Genomic DNA, 19,756 nt, shown 5'->3' with positions numbered 1-19,756 from the left:
TTCTTTTCGGTCACTTGTTTGACCGCCTGGATTTTGAATTCTTCGGGATATCGCTGGTTGCTCATGGCACCTCCTAATGGGCCTCATTTTAAGGCTTGGAGGTGTCTACGAAACTAGGGGCGATTCACATCGCCTAGCCCGATGTTCAACCGCATCTACGGTGACATCGCCAGCGACCCCTTGGCCGTGTTGAAATTGCTCAATGACTCAGCGGAGCGATCGGCTGTCACCCCTCTTATCGGAAAATCTTCGGCGCTGGAGCAATACGCCATTTTGGGCGAGGAACGGCTTGAGCGTTTGAGGGGCTGGACTCACCTGCAATTAGCGTGTGCTATTGAAAACGTGGTTTTGAATCATCACTCATTCGAAATTGAAGAGGTCACGTCGAAGACTCTGGCTCTATTCGCAGAAGTGCACGCGGCTGGCTTTCATACCAAGCCGGAGCATCGGTTGCTGAATCAGGCTTCCTTTGCAGGGCAGAGGCCTGATGGACGTCTGAAAATCTATGTCTTGAAAGCGCAGGGAGTGGTGGTAGCAGGGGCTTCGATGTATTTGGCCAGCAATGGTGTTGCCTACCTTGGAACGGCGGCAACTCGAAAAGATGCTCGGGGCTACGGCTACCACGCAGCGCTGATTTCTCACCGAATAGAGCAAGCAAAGAAACATGGCGGTCAATGGGTGGCTGCGACCGCGCTGGCCAGCTCCCAAAGCCGCCGAAATCTGGAGCGTGCCGGGTTCACGGCATCCCATTCCCAAGCACTGTACCGTCTGGCCGATATCTGAAATAAACGGCTGAGAAGGAGCGTCTGCTTTTGGTCGATTGCCGCTCCTGGCGCAGGGCGGCATTTCTACCATTTGCCTCCCCTCATCTACCTCACACCACCGCGACTTCAACCGCTCTGGAACGCCAAACAGAACCCAACACCATCAACAACCCCAGACCCGCCATCGCCGCTCCTGCCAGGGAAATCGCCGGATAACCCCAGCCCGCGTTGATCACCGCTCCGCCCAGTGCTGCGCCAATCGCGTTGCCAAAGTTGAAGGCGCCAATGTTCACCGCAGAGGCAAGATTGGGCGCGTCCTTGGCTGCTTCCATGACGCGCATCTGTAGCGGCGGCACCAGGGCGAAGCTGGCGATACCCCATATCAGGATGGCCAGTGCAGCAGGCACCTCCCAGCGCATCAGCAGGGTGAACGCCAGCAAGACGAGAATCAGCACGCTTAGCGAGACGATCAAGGTGCGATCTATTGAGCGGTCGGCGGCCTTGCCGCCCCACATATTGCCCAGCGTCAACCCCACACCAAACAGTACCAGCATGGCGGTGATGTAGGCGGTGGAACCCTGGGTCTCGCTGCTGAGGATCGGCGCGATGTAAGTGAAGACGGTAAACATTGCGCTCGATCCGACGACGGTCAGGGCCAACGCGCTCAGCACTGGACCGCGCCCCAGTACTCGAATTTCGGCCATGACACCGGCGCTTGGCGGCGCCTTCAGGTTAGGCAGGGCGAACCACAAGGCGGCCATGGTCAACAAGCCGAGGCCAGTGATTCCCCAGAACGCGGTGCGCCAACCGAACAGTTCACCAAACCAGGTGGCCAGCGGCACGCCGCCGATGGTCGCCAGGGTCAGGCCCATGAACATCGCCGCAACCGCCCCGGCACGTTTTTCCGGGGCGACCACGCTGGCGGCGACGATGGAGCCCACACCAAAAAATGCACCATGGTTGAGTGAGGTCACCACCCTGGCGATCATGAGGCTGTAGTAATCGGTGGCCAGGGCTGACATCAGATTACCCAGGGTGAAAATCGCCATGAGCCCGATCAGCAGATAGCGCCGGGGAATTTTGCCGGTGGTCAGGGTCATCAACGGTGCGCCGAGCAATACGCCCAGCGCATACGCACTGACCAGCAAACCGGCGGCCGGAATGGAAACGCCCAGATCCGCAGCGATACCCGGCAACATGCCCATAGGGGCGAATTCTGTTACGCCGATGCCAAAGGCACCGATGGCGAGCGCTACGAGGGGTGGATTGATACGCATGAAAGGCTCCTTATCTATGCCGCTAATGCTACGATCCCGTCTTTTCAAGCGGTAGATAGCATTTTTGGCAATCACCTTTGCGCGGGAGGCACAAGTGGACTTCAACGGCAGGTCAGGTGAAATGAGCGTGTTCACCACCGTGGCTCAGGAAGGCAGCCTCTCGGCCGCTGCGCGAGCACTGGGCCTGACACCCTCAGCAGTCAGTCGGATCATCGCGCGTACCGAGCAACGCCTTGGCACCCGCCTGCTGTTGCGCACCACCCGAGCGATCACCTTTACTGCCGAGGGCGAAGCGTTCCTGCGCGGCGCCCGGCGTATCCTGGCCGACATGGACGAGGTCGAAGAAGCCATCGCCGATCAGGGCGTACCCAAGGGGCGATTGCGGGTCAGTGCGGCCCTTGGCCATGGGCGGCTGGCCATCGTTCCCTTGGTTGCAGCATTCAGCGCCCGTTACCCGAACATCGTCGTCGACCTTACCCTCGGCGACGAAGTGGTCGACATTCTCGGCGGGCAGGCCGACGTCGCGGTCCGCTTTGGCCATCTGCCTGACAGCCCGCTGACCGCGCGCAGAATCGGCGACACCGGCCAGGTCGTGGTGGCATCGCCCGAGTATTTACAGCGCCACGGCATCCCCCAGGCACCGGAAGACCTGTTGCAGCACAACTGCCTACGCTTCAACTTCCGGCGTGCCGAACCCAACTGGCCGTTCATCCGTGATGGAGAAGAGTTCTCCCTAAAGGTCAGCGGTAACATCGAATGCAGCAGTGGTGAAGCGCTGGCACAACTCGCGCGCGTAGGTGCCGGCATTGCACGTATCGGTGAGTTCAGCGTGAGCGAGGACCTGCAGCGCGGCGACCTTATTCCCCTGCTGGAAGCCTGGAACCCCGGGGACCGCGAACCGATTCATGCGGTGTTCGTCGGCGGGGCGGCAATGCCTGCGCGAGTGCGATTGTTCGTGGATTTCTTGCTAGAACATCACCGGATGTGAGCGCGGGCGTGAGCTGATATTTTCGGGGGCTTGTGATGTTGAAGTGAGCAACACATTTCTGCGTGCCCTATTAGTAGATGGATGGGGCGTTTGCACGTCTTAAATGGCTGTCGTGAGAGTTCGCTTGAACGTCACGAAAGTCGGCTTTCGGCCAAAAGCAGCCTCTCAACGTGTCGCACATTGACCTCTGCGAAGAAAATCTTTAAGCGCCGCCTGATAGAGCGTCAATGGCTGATTGCCCGTATTGAAGAGTGCAAACGGAATCATCGTGAGATGTGAAAACGACGTGGAGTTTATCGAGTAGGTTTTCTGCCTGCAAAAGCGCTGGTCCTTATTCAATATAAAATCAAACTTGAAAAGGTTTGTCCGCGTACACCAACTGGGGATCAAACCCAGACTCAGACCCGTCAAGTAATCTTGTCCGCAAGCGCCGCCAGATGAGAACTCCGAGATCTTTATTTCTAATGCCGGCAGGCTCGGGGCGGCAAGGCTGGAGTTCTTATCCTGTGCATCGGGAATAACGTTGAGTGTCGCTGAGTATGCGTCCTTGCCGAAGCGACTGTCTTTCCATGGGGAGTTTATTGCGTAACTGAAGCTGGAGATGATTTCTTGTGTTTCGGGTTCAACGGGTTCGTTGATTGTCGGCTGGGACGAATAAGATGTGCAGCCGCAACAGAGTATCGCAATGCTGACAAACACAAACCCGTTGGCTTTTAAGCGACGCATACTCAGTTTTCCCTAACTATCAATTAGCCAACATACCTGTCACTTAACGCCGTATAGCATCTTATCTACACGCTGGACGGCTGAATCAGCATAACAGGGCAGACTGTACGCGCGACACTTCGGGAGAGAGAAAAGGCCGCCGCCATGCCTTCTTTACCCCAACCCAGTGCGAACCCGCGAACGTTGAAGGCAAACGCAGAACGACAACACCTGCCCAAGCTGTCCAGCGGCTCCTATTGGCCGAAAGCGGCCCTTCGCGACAGTCTGCTTTCGGCCACCGCCAAACGGCTACAGATTATCGAGTGGGTGCCGCCTAGATGAACCCCACTTCACCCCCCAACCCCTGTTGCCCGGCTGAGTTATTCAACTGCTCCAACTCAAGCTGTTTAGCTGCACTAGCTTCAAGGTTTGCCCGCTCTTCATCCAGATACCGATAAATACTTTGAAGGTTGGCGATTTTCAGTTGGACTTCTGCCATCTTTTTTTCAATCAGCTTGGCGCCGTCAGCACAGTCGATCAGCTTATTGCGCTGCGCATCCAGAATCTCGCCTATTTCCCCCAAGGAAAATCCCATGCTTTGCGCACGCTTGATAAAGTCCAGGTCGTGCAGCGTTTGGGTTGTGTAATCGCGGTAGTTGTTGGTCCGCCGCTGCGGTGAGATCAGGCCGATTTGCTCGTAGTAACGTAGCGTATGGCGGCTGGCACCGCTGCGGGCTTCGAGCTCTCCGATTTTCATGAAAACACCGCTTGACCCTAGAGTTGGGTCGACAGTTTACGCTCGGCTCCTTACCTCAAACAAGGAACAGGGAAATGGGCGTGGAGTGCTTTGTCACGGGGGGGACCGGTTTTATCGGTCAACATTTAGTGGCGTACCTGAGTGCACAAGGTCACACCATTCGGGTGTTGATGCGTCGCCCGGAGCGACTGGCTGAACTGCGCGAGCAAATCGATACGTTGGGCGGGTGTGCAAGCCGGGTATTTGCCGTAGCGGGTGATCTGCAACGGGACACTCTGGGGCTGAGTCTTGCTGATCGCGAAGTGCTAAGGCACGCCAGCGTCGTGTTCCACTTGGGCGCTCACTTCGCTTGGGGGCTTTCAATCGAGCAATCTCGTGCGGTGAACGTAGAAGGGGCAAAGCGCGTTGCGCTGTTGGCGGCTGAGCAAAAAAGCCGGTTAGTGATGATTGGCGGCTACATGCTGAAAAACCATGAACATCTGCAACGCATCGGTATTGATCCTCGTTATCCGCAGCGCACGAATTGGCCTGCCGTCTACCGGCAAGTCGGTGGTTACGAGGCGAGCAAGCTGGAAGCGCATTTTGCGACCTTAGACGTCATGGCCGCCAGGGGAGGGGAGATGACCGTTGTCCACCCCGCGACGGTCTGTGGCCACAGCCGCACGGGGCATATCGTTGACGGTCAGCCGCTAGTGGAGCTGATACGCAACCTTGTGCAGGGAAAACTGACGGCAGTGCCGGGGACCGCCAAGCACTGGCTGCCACTGGTCACCGTGGATTACCTGGTTGAGCTGGTGGCGGCGTGTGCTTTTGATCCTGCCATGGCGGGTCAGGAACTACTGGCGCTTGATGACCAAACGCCTGATTTGCGGGAACTCTTGAAGCAGTTGGCACACCCTTTGGGCATAAAGTCTCCCAACTACTTTATTTCACTGCGATTACTGAAATTAATGCTGCGTATCCCTCCCGTCGCGCGGATGTTGAATACCCAGCCAGAAGCCTTGGACTTTATTCAGACCACTCGTTTCGATACAACAGCGCTCGAGCAATTTGCCAACAGGCATGGAATAGCCAAGCCAGAGATACGTCAGTCTTTGCAGCACACTGCAACGTTCGTCAATTCACATTACCTGGTCAGGGGCTAAGCCCGCTGACGTGTCCTCAAACAGTGTGCCGTCGATGCCGGGCGGCATGTTGAAGCGCTGCCGATTTATCAATGCATCAAGGCTTGTAAAGTAATGCTTCAACGACAACCCCGAACGCCGATGAATGTTCACGGCGATTGGGGTAGTAGAGGTGGTAACCGGCGAAGGGTTGGCACCAGTCTTCCAGTACCCGCACAAGGCTACCGTCGGCAAGTTCCTTCGCCACCATGTCCTCCGGCAGAAAGCCCAAACCACACCCCGCCACGGCCGCCCGCAGGATCGGCACGCTGCTGTTGAACGTCCATTGCCCTTCGACACGGGCCTTCAGTTCGTGACCATCCTTTTCAAAATCCCATTGCATCAGGCTGCCATGGGTGGGCAGGCGCAGGTTGATGCAATTTTGTCCCGCCAGATCACCGGGCACCTTCGGTATTGGCCGCTGTTTGAAGTACTCGGGTGAGCCCACGACGGCGATGCGCAAGGATGGCCCGACCGGCACTGCGATCATGTCTTTGGCCACCTGATCTCCCAGGCGAACACCGGCGTCATAGCGTTGCGCGACGATGTCGGAGAGCGCGTAGTCGACGGTAATTTCGACATGGATGTCCGGATAGTTGGGCAGCACCTTTGAAAGCTTGGGCCACAGAATATTGTTGGCGGCATGTTCGGACGCTTGAATCCGCACAGTGCCCGCCGGGGTGTCACGAAACTCGCTGACCGCGGCCAGTTCGAGTTCGATTTCATCGAACCGCGGCGCCATCGACTGATACAGCCGCTGACCCGCTTCGGTCGGTGAAACACTGCGCGTGGTGCGCGTCAGCAAGCGCACGCCCAATCGGCTTTCCAGTGCGCGCATGGTGTGGCTCAGCGCCGACTGCGAGACGCCAAGCTGGGCGGCTGCGCGGGTGAAACTGCCTTCGCGGGTGATGATCACGAAGGCTTGCAGGTCGTTAAGGTTGGCGCGGGACATTGATGAGAACCTCTCATGAGGGGCGCGGGATTCATCCATAAAAGCAGGTCGCACACCGATGCGCGACCCCCAAGAGAGTTGATTACAAGGTGCGGGCGTAAAACGCGTTCAGTTTGCCAATCGCGGCATCGACATAACGCGGCACCCAATAGGTTTCGATGTGTGTGGCGCCGTCGAGCATAAACAGTTCCTTGTCGGTGGTGCCGGTGGCTTTGGAGAAGGCATCTTGCGTCATGTACAGGCTGTCGGCTTTGCTCCCGGCGATCATCAGCAACGGCTGGTTGATCAGCTCGATATGGTCAGTGGCGTCGAAACGCATCAAGTCGATCAGGCTGCTGGTGGTGTATTTGAAGGTCGAGTTCGGGTGCGCGTGGGTCTTCCAGTAGTACTCATAACCTTGGCGATACAGCTCGAAGGGCAGTTTGGCAATTTGCTCTTCGGTGAGGTTGGCATCGCCCGAATACAGCACTTCGCCGCCAGCCGCTTCTTGCGCGCGGGCAGCTGACGCTTGTTGCAGGCGTTGCTGGATGCTGTCCATTTGCGAGTCGTTGTAGCCGTTGCGGCGCACCCGGCCCGAGTTGAACATGCTCACCGTTGCCAGCGATTTGAAGCGTTTGTCGGTTTGCGCCGCCGCCAACGAATAACCACCGCCGCCACAGATCCCGAGCAGCCCCAGACGCTTGCCATCAACGCCGGCAAACTGGCTGATAAAGTCGGCCATGCCGTGAATGTCTTCGATACGGTACGCCGGTTTATCGATGCTGCGCGGCTGACCACCGCTGGCGCCCTGATACGCCGCATCGGCAGTGATGGTGATGTAGCCCTGTTCGGCCAGGCGTTGGGCATACAGACCGGCGACTTGTTCTTTCACGCCGCCATTGGGGTGTGCAACGACCACGGCCGGGTAAGTCTTCTTGGCGTCATAGCCAGCCGGGGTGTAGACGTTGGCGGCGATGTCCAGACCATTGAGCTTGTAGCTGACCGGATGGATGTTGACCTTGCCCGGTTCGTTGGTGCTGATCGCGCCATCATAGGCGAGGGTGAACGGGTTCTTTTGGTAGTCGGCGGCCAAGGCTTCGCCCGCCGAGAGGCCGACCAGTGCCGACATGAACGTGGCTTTAAGCATGTTTTTCATCTGAAGCTCCTGAGCAATTAAAAGGGCGGCAGTTGCGAAAGTGTTTGGGTCAGCGCTGCGTGGGCTCGCTCGGCCGTCTGTGTATCGCCCTGCTTTTTCAGCAACTCGGTGACTTGGCGCAACTGTGCCGCGCTAAGCCGACATAGGCGTAGAGCTGCACCAGAATTTCGCGGGTTTCGCTGATGCTCAAACCGGCATTGAGTCCCTGGTTGAGTGCCGTGTTGAGGCCAGGCATGTCGCCGGTCGCCATAAATGCGGCGATCAGTGGAATCGTTAGCTCAATGGCCGGCGTATTGCGCCTCCGAGACCTGCTCTGCCCAGGTGACGGTCTTGCCGTCCTCGGCTTCTGCAATGGCGATGTGGGTCATGCCGTTGCTGGGTGTAGCGCCATGCCAGTGGCGGGTGTGCGGTGGAATCCAGACAGTGTCGCCCGGTCGGATTTCCTGTCGCGGGCCACCCTCTTGTTGCACGTAGCCGACGCCTGCGATGACGATCAGCGTTTGCCCCAGCGGATGGGTGTGCCACGCCGTGCGTGCGCCGGGCTCGAAGGTCACCGTGGCGCCGCCAATGCGCGCTGGCGCATCGCCTTTGAACAGGCCATCAACGCGTACGGTGCCCGTAAAGTTTTGCGCCGCGCCCTTAACCGAAGGCTGCGAGCCGTTCGGCGTAATGCGGATTTCGCTGGCGGCTTGGGTTTCTGCCGTCATCAGTGACAACGCAACGAGGGGGGCGATCAATCGATTCATCGGATCAACTCCGGTCATACAGTGAAAGCGGCGCCCAATACAGCGCCGCGTCGGGCAGGCTCAGAGTCCGGTCATCTTCAGTGCCGATTCCGGCAGGCGGTCGCCGTGCACGTGAATCTGCGCCATTTGCTCGTTGATCTCGCTCAAATCGTCACCGGTCAATTGCAGGTCGACTGCGCCCAGGTTCTCTTCCAGCCGATGGGGTTTGGTCGTGCCCGGGATCGGCACAATCCATGGTTTTTGGGCGAGCAACCAGGCCAGCGCCACTTGCGCCGGGGTGGCGTGTTTGCGTTGCGCGACGGCTTTCACCACATCGACCAAAGCCAGGTTGGCCTTGCGCGCTTGCGGTGAAAAGCGCGGTACAAAATTGCGGAAATCGCTGGCGTCGAACTGCGTGTGCTCATCAATCTGACCGGTGAGAAAACCCGCGCCCAGCGGGCTGAACGGCACGAACCCGATACCCAGCTCTTCGAGCACTGCCAGCAGTTCCAATTCCGGGCCGCGCCAGAACAGTGAGTATTCGCTCTGCACTGCCGTAACCGGTTGCACAGCGTGCGCCCGGCGAATGGTCTGCACGCCCGCTTCAGACAGGCCGAAATGCTTGACCTTGCCCTCGGCGATCAGATCTTTAAGGGTGCCGGCGACGTCTTCGATGGGCACCTGCGGATCAACGCGATGCTGATAGAACAGGTCGATGTGATCGGTGCGTAAACGCTTCAACGACGCCTCGGCCACGGCGCGGATATGTTCCGGGCGGCTGTTGGTACCGCTGCCACGCACGCCAGTGGTCAGGTCGATATCGAAGCCGAACTTGGTGGCGATGACCACCTGCTCGCGGATCGGCTGCAAGGCCTCGCCCAGCAGTTCTTCATTGGCGAACGGGCCATACGCTTCAGCAGTGTCGAACAAAGTGATGCCTTGTTCGTGAGCCGAACGAATCAACTTGATCATGCTGGCTTTGTCGGCAGCCGGGCCATAGGCCGAGGTCATGCTCATGCAACCCAGGCCCAGTGCGGACACTTCCAGGCCATTGCCCAACGTGCGGATTTTCATGGTGTCACTCCGTACAGAACTCAGTTAACGCGCGAGAGGATGATCGTTCAGCCAGCCGTTCACGCGTTCCATGGTCTTGCGTTCCTGCTCGCCCTCCATCACAAAACCTTCCACTACCTTAGCCTTCGGCGCGTGTTTTACGAGCACGCTGCGGCTGTTACCCAAGCCATACCCGCCATGGGTGTTGAAGGGGATAAGGGTCTTGCCGGTCAGGTCGTGGGCGCTGAGGAAGGCACGCACGACCGGCGGGGCGGTTTCACCCCAAATCGGAAAGCCCAGATAGACCGTGTCGTAGTCGCTGAGGGCGTGAACCTTGTTGTGCAGCTCGGGTTCGAAGCCGCTGTCACGCTCCTGACGTGCCTGCTCCACGGTTTGCAGATAGTCCTCGGGGTAGGCGTGGGCCGGGCGAATCTCGAAGAGATCGGCACCCAGTCCACGCTGGATCAGCCCGGCGACTACACGTGTATTACCCGAGCGCGAGAAATACGCGACCAGAATCCGTGAGCCTGAACGCGGCGTTGCACTGGCATCTTGCGTGTCGGCAAGCGACAGCAGCGGGGCGCTGGCCAGTGCGGCGATTACCGTACGCCGCAGCGGATCGTGATCGGTGCTCATCGACCGACACGCGCCTTAAGGGCCTCTGGATAACGCTCGCCTTCAATGCGGATCTGCGCCAATGCGCTATCAATGGCATTCAGTTCGCTGGCATCAAGCGTGATGTCTGCGCCGCCGAGATTTTCTTCCAGGCGCGACAGTTTGGTTGTCCCCGGAATCGGCACAATCCACGGCGCCTGCGCAAGCAGCCAGGCCAGCGCGATTTGTGCCGGGGTCGCTTGCTTTTGCGCAGCAATCTGACGGATCAGCACCACCAGGCCCTGATTGGCTTGCAGTGCCGACGGGCTGAAACGCGGGACGATGCTGCGAAAATCGTCGCTGCCGTACGTGGTCTGTGCCGACACCGTGCCGGTCAGAAAACCTCTGCCCAATGGGCTGAACGGTACGAAGCCGATGCCCAACTCCCACAGCGTCGGCAGAATCTCTTTTTCAGGCTCGCGCCACCACAACGAGTATTCGCTTTGCAGTGCGGTGACCGGCTGTACCGCGTGCGCCCGGCGAATGGTCTGCGCCCTGGCTTCCGACAGGCCGAAGTGCTTGACCTTGCCTTCAGCAATCAAGTCCTTTACCGCCCCGGCGACGTCCTCGATCGGCACGTCCGGGTCGACGCGGTGCTGGTAAAGCAGATCGATGTAATCGGTCTTCAGTCGACGCAGCGACCCCTCAACCGCGACCCGAATGTGCTCGGGGCGGCTGTTGAGAATCTGCTGCTTATTGTCGTCGCCGAAGGTGAAGCCGAACTTGGTGGCGATGACCACTTGATCGCGCACCGGTGCCAAGGCTTCGCCTACCACTTGCTCGTTCAGGTAAGGGCCGTAAACCTCGGCGGTATCGAAGAACGTGACGCCTCGCTCAACCGCCGAACGAATCAGCGCAACGGCTTGTTGTGTGTCAGTCGCCGGGCCGTAGCCATGGCTCAAGCCCATGCAACCCAAGCCCAGGGCTGACACTTCGAGTGAACTTGTTCCGAGTGAGCGCTTGTGCATGTGGATCTCCCATTTGGCGTTGGGAGAACAGTAGGTGACCTAGCGAGTGGGGACTAGACGGTTAAATCGGCAAGGGTTTATGAGCATTTCTCATTAATTTCAGAAAAGGGAGGGGGCGAGTGTGCCTTCATGGCCGCCCGATCGGGTTAAAGATGCAGGCCCGGACTTTCTCCTGCGCCGTGCCCTGGCGCTTGGACCTTGACCCGCATCCCGATCAACAGGGCTGCCAACAGCATCAGAATACCGGCGGCGACAAAAACACCGTCGATGCCACTGAAACTGAACATGGCGCCCCCGGCAGCGGCACCCGCAGCGATCGCCGACTGAACCGATGCCACCACCATGCCTCCCGCGCTTTCAGCCTGATCTGGCACCGCCCGGGCTACCCAGTTTGACCATGCTACGGGTACACCGCCAAAAGCCATGCCCCAGAGTGCCAATAACACCACCTGACCCGGCACAGAAGCAGGCAGCCATACCAAGGCTAAAGCTGTAACGCCGACCAGCGCAGGCATCAGCACCATCGTCCCGCGCGGGCTTTTTTCAAGCAGCCAGCCTGCCAACAGCGTGCCGACGAAGTTAGCCGCGCCGAACCCCAGCAGCATCAGCGCCAATCCTTCAGCCCCCACGCCGGATGTGCTTTCCAGAAACGGCCGGATGTAGGTGAACAACGCGAAGTGCCCTGTATGCACCAGCACGCAAGCCAACATACCCACGGCAATGCCCGGACGCAGCAGCACTTCAAGCACCGTTCTTAAGCGCGCAGGTCTGCGCGGAGCCAGAGGTGGCAGGGTGAAAAGCTGGAAAACCAGCGTGACTACCCCTACGGCGGCGGCCGCCACAAACGCGCTGCGCCAGCCATACAGCCCGCCCAAATAACTGCCGAGCGGCACCGCGACCACCGTACCCACTGCAATACCGCTGAAAATAATCGACAGGGCCCGCGGCAGCAGCGTCGTCGGCACCAGGCGCATCGCCACGGCCGCCGCCATGCTCCAGAAACCGCCCAGTGCGATACCCAGCAAAATCCGCATGATCAGCAGCACCATCAAGCTGGAAGAGAAAGCCACCAGCAAGTTGGAGGCAATCATCAGCACGGAAAAGCCCAGCAATACCACTCGCCGGTCGATCCCTCGCGTCAAGCCGGGCAGCAGTAACCCTGAGAACAGCGCCGCGACTGCCGTCACGGTCACCGCCTGCCCGGCCAAGGCTTCCGACACCCCCAGTTCAGCGGCCATCGGCGTCAGCAAGCTGGCCGGAAGGTACTCCGCGGTCAACAATCCAAACACGCCCATCGCCAGCGAAAATACCGCCATCCATGCCGGTGTCGCGGGCTCTAAATCAGCTTCGTTGCCAACGCGCGCATCAGTTACAACGTCACACACCCCATTACTCATCACGCAATACCTCTGGAAGTTATCTCAACCAGAAGTCTATGGATGCAGGTAAGGATGTTCTATGATGCAAAATCTTTAGTTTTTGACCGAAACCCCGACATGACATCCCAGGATCAGTTCGTCTTATCGTCCGACCTTATCAACGAGCTGTTGCGCGGCATGCGCCTGCGGGGCGTCAAGTACCATCGCATCCAGGCCGGTCCCTCATTCGGGCTGGGTTTTGCTGCCAAACCAGGGCACGCCTACTTCCACTTCCTCGCCGTGGGTACCGCCGCCCTGCGTACGGAGGACGGCACTGTGTACGAGTTGTCGGCCGGCAACGCCGTATTCATCGCCCAGGGTGAAGCCCATCAACTGTTCTCAAACCAGGATGTACCCGCCCAAGACATCAGCAGCTTCGACGCGGTCTCTCTTGGCGACGCGATCTGTGCCGTGGATGCGTCCCCCGGTGCCGATGTCGGCCCCAGTAGCATTATCTTCAGTGCCTGCATGGAGTTCGAACTCACAAGCTTGCAAGGCCTTGGCGGACTGATGCCAGATCTGATGCTGATTGATGCTAGGGGGCAACGTTACCCTGGGCTTATGCCGATTCTTGCTTCCATGGAGCGCGAAGTCCGCTCTGCGCGCATCGGCTTCGCAGGCATACTCGCTCGCCTCGCTGACGTAGTGGCGGCGATGATCGTTCGTGGCTGGGTTGAGTGCGCCTGCGGCAACGCCTCAGGGTTGGTGGCCGCATTGCGCGACCCCAGGCTGGCCAGTGCGCTACTGGCCTTGCACCGGGAGCCCGCGCGCGACTGGACCGTCGCGCAGCTGGCAGCGCACTGTAATACCTCTCGCTCAGTCTTCGCGGAACGCTTCCAGGCGACTATCGGCATCCCCCCGCTGCGCTATGCAACGGAGCTGCGGATGCGTCTCGCCAGTCAATGGCTAAGTCTTGAGCGCCTGCCCATTGAGGCCGTGGCGCAGCGTCTGGGCTACACCTCTCAAGCGGCCTTCAGTCGTGCCTTTAAGCGCATCACCGGCCAGCCACCCGGCGCCAGTCGGCGAATGGCTCGTCCTGTTGCATCCTGAAGTACGACGATATCGATCTGGTAATCCCCCGATGTGCGCCGCCGATTTTGCCGCGGGCCAAGCAGGAGCATGACTTCTTCAATCGCCTACCTGACATCTATGCCGGGATAGCGCTCGGGCGGTGGCTGGTAGTTGGGATCTTCGAACTGGCTGTTGGTATAGAAGCTCTTGGCTGTGGGGCCGTCGTACTTGTAGGTCACGTCCTTGTTGGGGACTAAATGCCAGCCTGTGCTGTCTTTATCTCGCTCGATCAGGGTGGGGTAAAGCGTGCAGGTCCCACCGTCGCCTGACGTGAGGAGGAACTGATAGTAGCTCCCGGCTTCTGGAGTGAAGGTCGTTGTGACAAAACAAGTCCGGGTACGCGTACCCTCCCACGACATGTAGACACTCGTTTCGAGACCCGGCCGAAGCGTTGACTCATAGTAGTCCCAGGTCAGATTTTGCCCCGCTTTGGGCATGCCAATGTCCTGGGTATGGATAAATGGGAGAGGCCCGGTACGGACCACGCCCCCCGTCTTCACACCGTTTGCCGATTGATAAATGGCCGCATGCTGGGTGAAGTTGACGACCCGGATCCATGCCGGATTCGGCTCATTGGCCGGAGCGACGAAGTAATCCGTGTGGGGTAGATACTGGCAACCTGCGAACATTGGCAACAGCAGTAAGCAGAGTGTTGAGCGTGTCGACATGGGTCCCTTCCTCTCCATAAGTGTTGCTGTGACCGCGTCTACAGATGTTTATTCGGCATCAGGCCTGTTTTCGTACGCAGATACCCTCCGACGGCCTGTTCAGCACGCTCAGCCATCCCCCCCAAAAACTGTGATCACACCCCCTCCAACCACCTACACCCAACGCCCCAATCCGCCTATAATCCTCGCCCATGAATCTATCCAAACTCGTGTCGCCCATGATCCGCCAGACTCTCAGTGCGGACGTTTATTCCCAGCTTCGTGATCTGCTGATCAGTGGCCGTGTCATGCCCGGCGAGAAGCTGTCGCTCAGGTCCATTGCCGATGCGCTGGGCGTGAGTGTGATGCCGGTGCGTGAGGCGGTGCATCGGCTGGTCGCTGAGCAGGCGCTGGAGATGGCGGCCAATCGGTATATCCGGGTGCCGGTGCTGACGGTCAGCCAGTTTCGCGAGATCACCAGCATTCGGCTGAACCTGGAAGGGCAGGCGGCGGCTCGTGCGGCGCAGTTGGTGAGTGCTGAGGCATTGCAGGAGATTCAAGGGATTCACGATGCGTTTTGCCAAGAGTTTGCACAGAACCCGCCCGACGAGTCGCGGCTTATCGCGCTGAACAAAGCATTGCACTTCGCCATTTATGGCCAGGCGGACATGCCGATTTTGTTGCAGATTGTTGAGTCGCTGTGGCTGCGGATCGGGCCAATCCTCAATTACGATTTGCGTTCTGGCACCGAGCGAGTGATTCAGCGCGTGCAGGCCAGTCACCATGCGGCGTTGGTGCAGGCCCTGAAGGCGCGCGATCCGGTAGCGGCGTGTGAGGCGTTGCAAGGCGACATCAAGAGTGCCGCTGAATTTATTGTGAACACCGGTGCGCTGGTGGTGGCGGATGCGATCAAGCCTGTCGACGCGGATTAACCCGGCGGCAGATGCAAAAAAACGAGGCGGACTGAACAGTCCGCCTCGTTTTTTTATGGGCGTTTACCTCTGTGCGGCGCACGGGCCAGGGACAGAGTGTTCATTTGATCCTCGAGTTTTCAGTCAGGCACGGTGCGACGTGGGGCAATACGATGTTGTCCCGTGGTGTAGAGGCAGATTCCTGGGCTTGGCGCAGGCGGGTGCTCAGGAAGGCGGCGAGGGTCAGCAGCGCGGCAACAATGATCAGCCCGTTTTTGGTGCTCCCGGTGGTTTGCTCGACAAACCCCAGCAGGGAGGGCCCAAAGAAGCCGCCGGTAATGCCGCAGGTATTGACCAGCGCCAGCCCGGCCGCCATGCCGGCTCCGGCGAGCCTGGAGCTGGCGAAGAGGAACACCACCGGCTGCACGACAAAGAACATCGAGGCGGTGAGGGTAAAGCCGATCAGAGCAATCATCGGCGGCGTATAGGCGGCCAGGGTCAGGCCAGCCGACATCAGGATCAAACCGCCAAACATGATCTTGCGCGACAGCTTGGGCGTGGTGGCGTATTTAGGCAAAAAGGCGGCGCCCAGCGCGGCCGCTATCCAGGGGATTGAGTTGAGCAGGCCGATCTCGACCGACGTCAGCCCGCCGTAAGTGCCGATGATGCCCGGCAAAAAGAAGATGACCGAATACACACTGATCTGGTGCAGAAAGTACACCGCAATGGCCAGCCACAACTGGGGGATTTTGAACACGCCCTTAAAGGAATGGCCCACATTGCCCGAGGCGATTTCTTCATCGTTTTCTTTTTTGAGGGCCTGCTCGACTTCATCGGCTTGCTCCTTGGTCAGCCAACTGGCCTTGGAGGGTTTGTCCGGGAGTTTTTTCCAGATCACCACCGAAAACAGCACCGCCGGGATGCCTTCCAGAAAGAACAGCCACTGCCAGCCATGCCAGCCCATGATGCCGTCCATTTCCAGCAAGAGCCCGCCAATAGGGCCGCTGATGATGTTGGCCAGGCACACGCCGATCAAAAAGTAACCGCTGGCCCGCGCTCTTTGCTCTTTGCCGAACCAATAGGTGAGGTACAGCATCACGCCCGGAAACAGCCCCGCTTCCGCAGCGCCCAACAGGGCACGGGCGATGTAAAAAGTCGTCTCGTCGGTGATAAAGGCCATGCCCGCCGACAAGATGCCCCAGGTGATCATGATCCGGGTGATCCACAGCCGCGCGCCCACGCGGTGCATGATCAAATTGCTGGGCACTTCCATCAGGGCATAGGTGAGGAAGAACAGCCCGGCGCCAAAACCATAGGCCGCCGCGGAGATCCCCAAATCGACGGCCATGTGGGTTTTGGCCAGCGAAATATTGGTCCTGTCCAAAAAGCTGATGACGTAAGCAAAAATCAACATCGGCATTAACTTGCGAAACATTAAAGCGTTCAGCGACTGTCCCTTTTCTGTTTTTGTATGGGTCGTTGCGAACATGGCTCAGGTCTCCTCATGAGGATAGGGTTCCAGGGCGCTGTGGGTGTTCAGCGCCCGTCAGTGCCAGCAATATCCTCTCTATTGTTTTTAGTCAGGTGAGTGCCGGTGCTTAGAAGTTGACGTTGTCGCCACCTTTGAGCTTGAGGATTTCTCTCGCGTCGTCAGGGGTCGCCACTTCCAGTGAGAGACCTTCGAGGATCGTGCGCATGCGCGACACTTGCTCCGCGTTGCTTTTGGCCAACTGGCCTGGCCCGTCCCACAGCGAATCTTCCAGGCCCACGCGCACGTGCCCGCCCAGGGTGGCCGACTGCGCACCAATGCTCATTTGCTGCTTGCCGGCCGGCAGCACCGACCATTGGTAGTCGTCGCCAAACAGCCGGTCGGCGGTGCGGCGCATGTGCAGCACGTCTTCGGGGTGAGCACCAATGCCACCCAGAATGCCGAACACTGACTGGATCAAAAACGGTGGCTTGATCAGCCCGCGATCAATGAAGTGCGCCGCCGTGTACAGATGCCCGATGTCATAGCACTCGATCTCAAAGCGCGTGCCGTTTTCGCTGCACGACTCCAGGATGTGGGCAATGTCGGTGAAGGTGTTTTTGAAAATACGGTCATGGCTGCCCGCCAGGTAGGGTTCCTCCCAGGCGTGTTTGAATTCCTTGAAGCGATTAAGCATGGGGTACAGGCCCATATTCATCGTGCCCATGTTCAGCGACGCCACTTCGGGCTTGAACTGATGCGCCGGGCGCAGCCGGTCCTCAAGCGACATGGTCGGTGCGCCGCCGGTGGTCAGGTTGATCACCACATCGCTGGCTTCTTTGATGGCCGGCAAAAATTGTTTGAACAGTTCCGGGTCTTGCGAAGGGCTGCCGTCTACCGGGTTGCGGGCGTGCAGGTGGACGATTGCCGCGCCAGCCTCGGCCGCACCAATGGCGGCTTCGGCAATCTGCCCCGGTGTCACCGGCAGGTAAGGGGACATGGACGGGGTGTGGATGGCGCCGGTCACAGCGCAGGTAATGATGACTTTACGAGCCATGGTGATCTCCTGGGTGTATTGGTTTTGTTGTTCAGGATCAAGCCGCGATCAGGCGTCCGGGGCATGACGCTTGTGCGCGGCCAGGGCCATCAGGCGTCTGTCGCGCCAGGCTGAGCGCTGGTTGATGTCTTCAAGCTCAAGGGTGCGGCGGCGCTCTTCGTCCACGCGGGCAACCGCTTCGTCCGACCAGCTGAACGTCTGTTGCGACGCTGCGGTGTGCCGGTACTGCTGGCCGTAGCGGCGGGCGTAATCCTGCACGCCCGCCGGGGCGTTGAGGTCGATGGTTTCGAAGGGGCCCATAAACGACCAGCGCAGGGCCAGTCCTTCTTTAAGCACGCGGTCAATGTCTGCCGCGCTGGCCAGGCCGTCTTCATGCAAGTTGAAGCACTCGTTGAGCACTGCGGCCTGAACCCTATTGAGCAAAAAGCCGTAGATCTCACGGGACAACGTCACGGGGCTTTGCCCGGCTGCGCTGTACAGCGCGTGGGCGCGGAGCATCACATCCGCCGAAGTCCAGGGCGCCGGGCACAGTTCTACCAGCGGGATGAGGTAGGGCGGGTTGGTCGGGTGCGCCACCAGGCAGCGGGCTCGCCCTGGCAGGTCTTTAGTGAACTCCGACGCCGGTAGCCATGAGGTCGAACTGGCCAGAAGCGCGTCTTTGGGGGCCAGCGCGTCCAGTTGGCTGAAAATCTCGATTTTGGCCTCGACGGTTTCCCGCACGTTTTCCTGCACGAGCACCACGTCACGCAGTGCCTCTGCCAAATCGGCAACGCAGGTAATGCGCGCCAGCACGGTGCCGGGGGCTTCATCAATCAGGTCAAATTCGGCGAGTTCACCGAGCCGTGCTTCGATGTACGCATGGCTGCTTTGCAGGGTGTGCAGGTCCATATCGTGCAGGCGCACGGGGTGGCCCGCCCGCGCAAACACGATGGCCCAGGCTCTGCCAATCAATCCGGCGCCGACAATGGCGACGGGGCCACGCTCAGGGGAGGATGGTCGTTGCATGCTGTTCTCCACATTTTTGTATTTATGGTCAGGAGTTGCGCTTTTAGCTGGCGCATCCACACCGTGTATCTCGTCGATGCCGGTGTGGTTTGAAACGGATGGTATTCGCTGTGATCACAGATCACAAGACTATTTTAGCGATTGTCAGACAATTGGCCGCGGGGGCATAAAACAGGTTTCAAAGGCCCTTAAACACGGCTCGCCAGCGGGCTGCTGGCAAGCCGTTGCTGCAAAGGGGGCTCAGAGATATTCGACGTTGCCGTCGATGCTGATGGCTTGGCCAGTGATGTTCTGCGCGGCGGGCGAGCAGAGGAACAGCGCCATGGCGGCCACATCGTCCGGGGGCGTCATGCGCCCTAGGGAGATTTTGTTCAATGTTTGCTTCAGCATCTCGGGTTCGGAGATGCCTAATTGCTTTGCGCGGTCGCGGATCACGCGATCCTGGCGCGGGCCTTCGATGATGCCGGGCAGCAGCGCATTGACCCGGATGTCCCGGTCGCCCAACTCCGCCGCCAACGATTTCATCAACCCGATAATGGCCCACTTGGTCGCCGCATACGGTGTGCGCCAGGCATACCCCAAGCGCCCGGCCACCGACGAAATATGAATGATGTGTGCATGATCGGATTCAGCCAGCAGCGGCACCGCATGATGCGCGAAACGGTACTGGGCATTGAGGTTGATATTGATCGACTGCTCCCACTCATCCTCGGTGATTTTTTCAATGCCGGTGGTGGGCCCGGCGATGCCGGCGTTGTTGATCAGCACATCGAGGCCATTGACCCACTCGCGCTGAAGTTCAAACACCCGCTTGACCTCGGCCGGGTTTGACACGTCGGCTTGGGTGGCGAGCGCTTGCGGGTAGCGCTCGCGGAAGGCCAGCACCGCCTGCTCGCTGACATCACACACATGTACCTTGGCCCCGGTCTCCAGATAGGCCGCAGCAATCACCTCACCAATACCGGCCGCGCCCCCGGAAATCAGCACTTTCAACCCGGAATAAGGCGTGAGTCGTTTCACAATGCTCATAGCGTTTTA

The 19,756-nt window shown here is 59.2% G+C and carries 20 protein-coding genes and 1 pseudogene; 5 read left to right on the top strand and 16 right to left on the bottom strand.

Annotated elements, in window-relative coordinates:
• Window positions 1-141 precede the first annotated feature (141 nt).
• Window positions 142-783, top strand: coding sequence for a GNAT family N-acetyltransferase (locus tag TU84_RS16545; RefSeq protein WP_048370798.1), 642 nt, complete (start codon window positions 142-144; stop codon window positions 781-783).
• Window positions 784-874: 91 nt separating this feature from the next.
• On the opposite strand, the gene TU84_RS16540 is transcribed toward TU84_RS16545, so the two are convergent.
• On the bottom strand, window positions 875-2,041 hold the full coding sequence (locus TU84_RS16540) for an MFS transporter (protein ID WP_048370796.1): 1,167 nt from the start codon (window positions 2,039-2,041) through the stop codon (window positions 875-877).
• A gap of 94 nt (window positions 2,042-2,135) precedes the next feature.
• Here TU84_RS16540 and TU84_RS16535 point away from each other — a divergent pair, with 94 nt between their 5' ends.
• A complete protein-coding gene (locus TU84_RS16535; RefSeq protein WP_048370794.1) occupies window positions 2,136-3,029 on the top strand; it encodes a LysR family transcriptional regulator in 894 nt (297 codons plus the stop codon).
• A gap of 165 nt (window positions 3,030-3,194) precedes the next feature.
• Here TU84_RS16535 and TU84_RS16530 read toward each other — a convergent pair whose 3' ends face one another.
• Window positions 3,195-3,755, bottom strand: coding sequence for a hypothetical protein (locus tag TU84_RS16530; RefSeq protein ID WP_048370791.1), 561 nt, complete (start codon window positions 3,753-3,755; stop codon window positions 3,195-3,197).
• Between the two features lie 313 nt (window positions 3,756-4,068).
• Window positions 4,069-4,491 carry a MerR family transcriptional regulator gene (locus TU84_RS16525; protein ID WP_048370789.1) on the bottom strand — a complete coding sequence of 141 codons (423 nt, stop codon included), beginning with the start codon at window positions 4,489-4,491 and terminating at the stop codon, window positions 4,069-4,071.
• Window positions 4,492-4,565: 74 nt separating this feature from the next.
• Between TU84_RS16525 and TU84_RS16520 the strand changes: the two genes are divergently transcribed.
• Window positions 4,566-5,636, top strand: coding sequence for an SDR family oxidoreductase (locus tag TU84_RS16520; RefSeq protein ID WP_048370786.1), 1,071 nt, complete (start codon window positions 4,566-4,568; stop codon window positions 5,634-5,636).
• Window positions 5,637-5,712: 76 nt separating this feature from the next.
• Here TU84_RS16520 and TU84_RS16515 read toward each other — a convergent pair whose 3' ends face one another.
• From TU84_RS16515 to TU84_RS16485, 8 genes and pseudogenes are all read right to left on the bottom strand, one after another.
• Complete coding sequence (locus TU84_RS16515) at window positions 5,713-6,606, bottom strand: LysR family transcriptional regulator (RefSeq protein ID WP_048370785.1); 894 nt, start codon at window positions 6,604-6,606, stop codon at window positions 5,713-5,715.
• Between the two features lie 82 nt (window positions 6,607-6,688).
• Window positions 6,689-7,741: an alpha/beta hydrolase gene (locus tag TU84_RS16510; RefSeq protein WP_048370783.1), complete on the bottom strand. Its 1,053-nt coding sequence runs from the start codon at window positions 7,739-7,741 to the stop codon at window positions 6,689-6,691.
• Between the two features lie 127 nt (window positions 7,742-7,868).
• A pseudogene (locus tag TU84_RS26090) lies at window positions 7,869-8,024 on the bottom strand (carboxymuconolactone decarboxylase family protein); the annotation flags it as partial.
• Window positions 8,020-8,487, bottom strand: coding sequence for a (R)-mandelonitrile lyase (locus TU84_RS16505; RefSeq protein WP_048370781.1), 468 nt, complete (start codon window positions 8,485-8,487; stop codon window positions 8,020-8,022). The gene TU84_RS16505 and the pseudogene TU84_RS26090, both read right to left, overlap by 5 nt.
• Window positions 8,488-8,547: 60 nt before the next feature.
• Complete coding sequence (locus TU84_RS16500; protein ID WP_048370779.1) at window positions 8,548-9,540, bottom strand: aldo/keto reductase; 993 nt, start codon at window positions 9,538-9,540, stop codon at window positions 8,548-8,550.
• Between the two features lie 24 nt (window positions 9,541-9,564).
• On the bottom strand, window positions 9,565-10,155 hold the full coding sequence (locus tag TU84_RS16495) for a flavodoxin (protein ID WP_048370777.1): 591 nt from the start codon (window positions 10,153-10,155) through the stop codon (window positions 9,565-9,567).
• Complete coding sequence (locus TU84_RS16490) at window positions 10,152-11,141, bottom strand: aldo/keto reductase (RefSeq protein ID WP_048370776.1); 990 nt, start codon at window positions 11,139-11,141, stop codon at window positions 10,152-10,154. The genes TU84_RS16495 and TU84_RS16490 overlap by 4 nt, the downstream gene beginning before the upstream one ends.
• A 146-nt stretch (window positions 11,142-11,287) precedes the next feature.
• On the bottom strand, window positions 11,288-12,538 hold the full coding sequence (locus TU84_RS16485; protein ID WP_048370774.1) for an MFS transporter: 1,251 nt from the start codon (window positions 12,536-12,538) through the stop codon (window positions 11,288-11,290).
• A gap of 99 nt (window positions 12,539-12,637) precedes the next feature.
• On the opposite strand from TU84_RS16485, the gene TU84_RS16480 reads away from it, so the two are divergent.
• A complete protein-coding gene (locus tag TU84_RS16480) occupies window positions 12,638-13,609 on the top strand; it encodes an AraC family transcriptional regulator (RefSeq protein ID WP_048370830.1) in 972 nt (323 codons plus the stop codon).
• 86 nt (window positions 13,610-13,695) lie between these two features.
• Here TU84_RS16480 and TU84_RS16475 read toward each other — a convergent pair whose 3' ends face one another.
• Complete coding sequence (locus tag TU84_RS16475) at window positions 13,696-14,298, bottom strand: hypothetical protein (protein WP_048370772.1); 603 nt, start codon at window positions 14,296-14,298, stop codon at window positions 13,696-13,698.
• A 218-nt stretch (window positions 14,299-14,516) separates the two neighbouring features.
• Between TU84_RS16475 and TU84_RS16470 the strand changes: the two genes are divergently transcribed.
• Window positions 14,517-15,209, top strand: a complete 693-nt coding sequence (locus TU84_RS16470; protein WP_241486413.1) for a GntR family transcriptional regulator — start codon at window positions 14,517-14,519, stop codon at window positions 15,207-15,209.
• 100 nt (window positions 15,210-15,309) lie between these two features.
• Here the strand turns inward: TU84_RS16470 and TU84_RS16465 are convergent, their stop codons facing one another.
• The 4 genes from TU84_RS16465 to TU84_RS16450 form a co-directional block, all read right to left on the bottom strand.
• Window positions 15,310-16,677 carry an MFS transporter gene (locus TU84_RS16465; RefSeq protein ID WP_048370767.1) on the bottom strand — a complete coding sequence of 456 codons (1,368 nt, stop codon included), beginning with the start codon at window positions 16,675-16,677 and terminating at the stop codon, window positions 15,310-15,312.
• 109 nt (window positions 16,678-16,786) lie between these two features.
• A complete protein-coding gene (locus TU84_RS16460; protein ID WP_048370765.1) occupies window positions 16,787-17,713 on the bottom strand; it encodes a beta-keto acid cleavage family enzyme in 927 nt (308 codons plus the stop codon).
• A 48-nt stretch (window positions 17,714-17,761) separates the two neighbouring features.
• On the bottom strand, window positions 17,762-18,718 hold the full coding sequence (locus TU84_RS16455; protein ID WP_048370764.1) for a 3-hydroxyacyl-CoA dehydrogenase: 957 nt from the start codon (window positions 18,716-18,718) through the stop codon (window positions 17,762-17,764).
• A gap of 240 nt (window positions 18,719-18,958) precedes the next feature.
• Entirely contained in the window at window positions 18,959-19,747 is a 789-nt protein-coding gene (locus tag TU84_RS16450) for an SDR family oxidoreductase (protein WP_048370762.1), read from the bottom strand.
• Between the last annotated feature and the right edge of the window lie 9 nt (window positions 19,748-19,756).

The organism is Pseudomonas helleri (genome assembly GCF_001043025.1).
GTDB classification, from domain to species: Bacteria; Pseudomonadota; Gammaproteobacteria; order Pseudomonadales; family Pseudomonadaceae; genus Aquipseudomonas; species Aquipseudomonas helleri.
This window is presented reverse-complemented; position numbering and strand designations above follow the sequence as displayed.

Bases quoted from the DNA above. Each gene is read 5' to 3' on its own strand.
- TU84_RS16545 (WP_048370798.1), top strand. From the start codon at position 142: ATGTTCAACCGCATCTACGGTGACATCGCCAGCGACCCCTTGGCCGTG.
- TU84_RS16540 (WP_048370796.1), bottom strand. From the start codon at position 2,041: ATGCGTATCAATCCACCCCTCGTAGCGCTCGCCATCGGTGCCTTTGGC.
- TU84_RS16530 (WP_048370791.1), bottom strand. From the start codon at position 3,755: ATGCGTCGCTTAAAAGCCAACGGGTTTGTGTTTGTCAGCATTGCGATA.
- TU84_RS16525 (WP_048370789.1), bottom strand. From the start codon at position 4,491: ATGAAAATCGGAGAGCTCGAAGCCCGCAGCGGTGCCAGCCGCCATACG.
- TU84_RS16520 (WP_048370786.1), top strand. From the start codon at position 4,566: ATGGGCGTGGAGTGCTTTGTCACGGGGGGGACCGGTTTTATCGGTCAA.
- TU84_RS16515 (WP_048370785.1), bottom strand. From the start codon at position 6,606: ATGTCCCGCGCCAACCTTAACGACCTGCAAGCCTTCGTGATCATCACC.
- TU84_RS16510 (WP_048370783.1), bottom strand. From the start codon at position 7,741: ATGAAAAACATGCTTAAAGCCACGTTCATGTCGGCACTGGTCGGCCTC.
- TU84_RS16505 (WP_048370781.1), bottom strand. From the start codon at position 8,487: ATGAATCGATTGATCGCCCCCCTCGTTGCGTTGTCACTGATGACGGCA.
- TU84_RS16500 (WP_048370779.1), bottom strand. From the start codon at position 9,540: ATGAAAATCCGCACGTTGGGCAATGGCCTGGAAGTGTCCGCACTGGGC.
- TU84_RS16495 (WP_048370777.1), bottom strand. From the start codon at position 10,155: ATGAGCACCGATCACGATCCGCTGCGGCGTACGGTAATCGCCGCACTG.
- TU84_RS16490 (WP_048370776.1), bottom strand. From the start codon at position 11,141: ATGCACAAGCGCTCACTCGGAACAAGTTCACTCGAAGTGTCAGCCCTG.
- TU84_RS16485 (WP_048370774.1), bottom strand. From the start codon at position 12,538: ATGAGTAATGGGGTGTGTGACGTTGTAACTGATGCGCGCGTTGGCAAC.
- TU84_RS16480 (WP_048370830.1), top strand. From the start codon at position 12,638: ATGACATCCCAGGATCAGTTCGTCTTATCGTCCGACCTTATCAACGAG.
- TU84_RS16475 (WP_048370772.1), bottom strand. From the start codon at position 14,298: ATGTCGACACGCTCAACACTCTGCTTACTGCTGTTGCCAATGTTCGCA.
- TU84_RS16470 (WP_241486413.1), top strand. From the start codon at position 14,517: ATGATCCGCCAGACTCTCAGTGCGGACGTTTATTCCCAGCTTCGTGAT.
- TU84_RS16465 (WP_048370767.1), bottom strand. From the start codon at position 16,677: ATGTTCGCAACGACCCATACAAAAACAGAAAAGGGACAGTCGCTGAAC.
- TU84_RS16460 (WP_048370765.1), bottom strand. From the start codon at position 17,713: ATGGCTCGTAAAGTCATCATTACCTGCGCTGTGACCGGCGCCATCCAC.
- TU84_RS16455 (WP_048370764.1), bottom strand. From the start codon at position 18,718: ATGCAACGACCATCCTCCCCTGAGCGTGGCCCCGTCGCCATTGTCGGC.
- TU84_RS16450 (WP_048370762.1), bottom strand. From the start codon at position 19,747: ATGAGCATTGTGAAACGACTCACGCCTTATTCCGGGTTGAAAGTGCTG.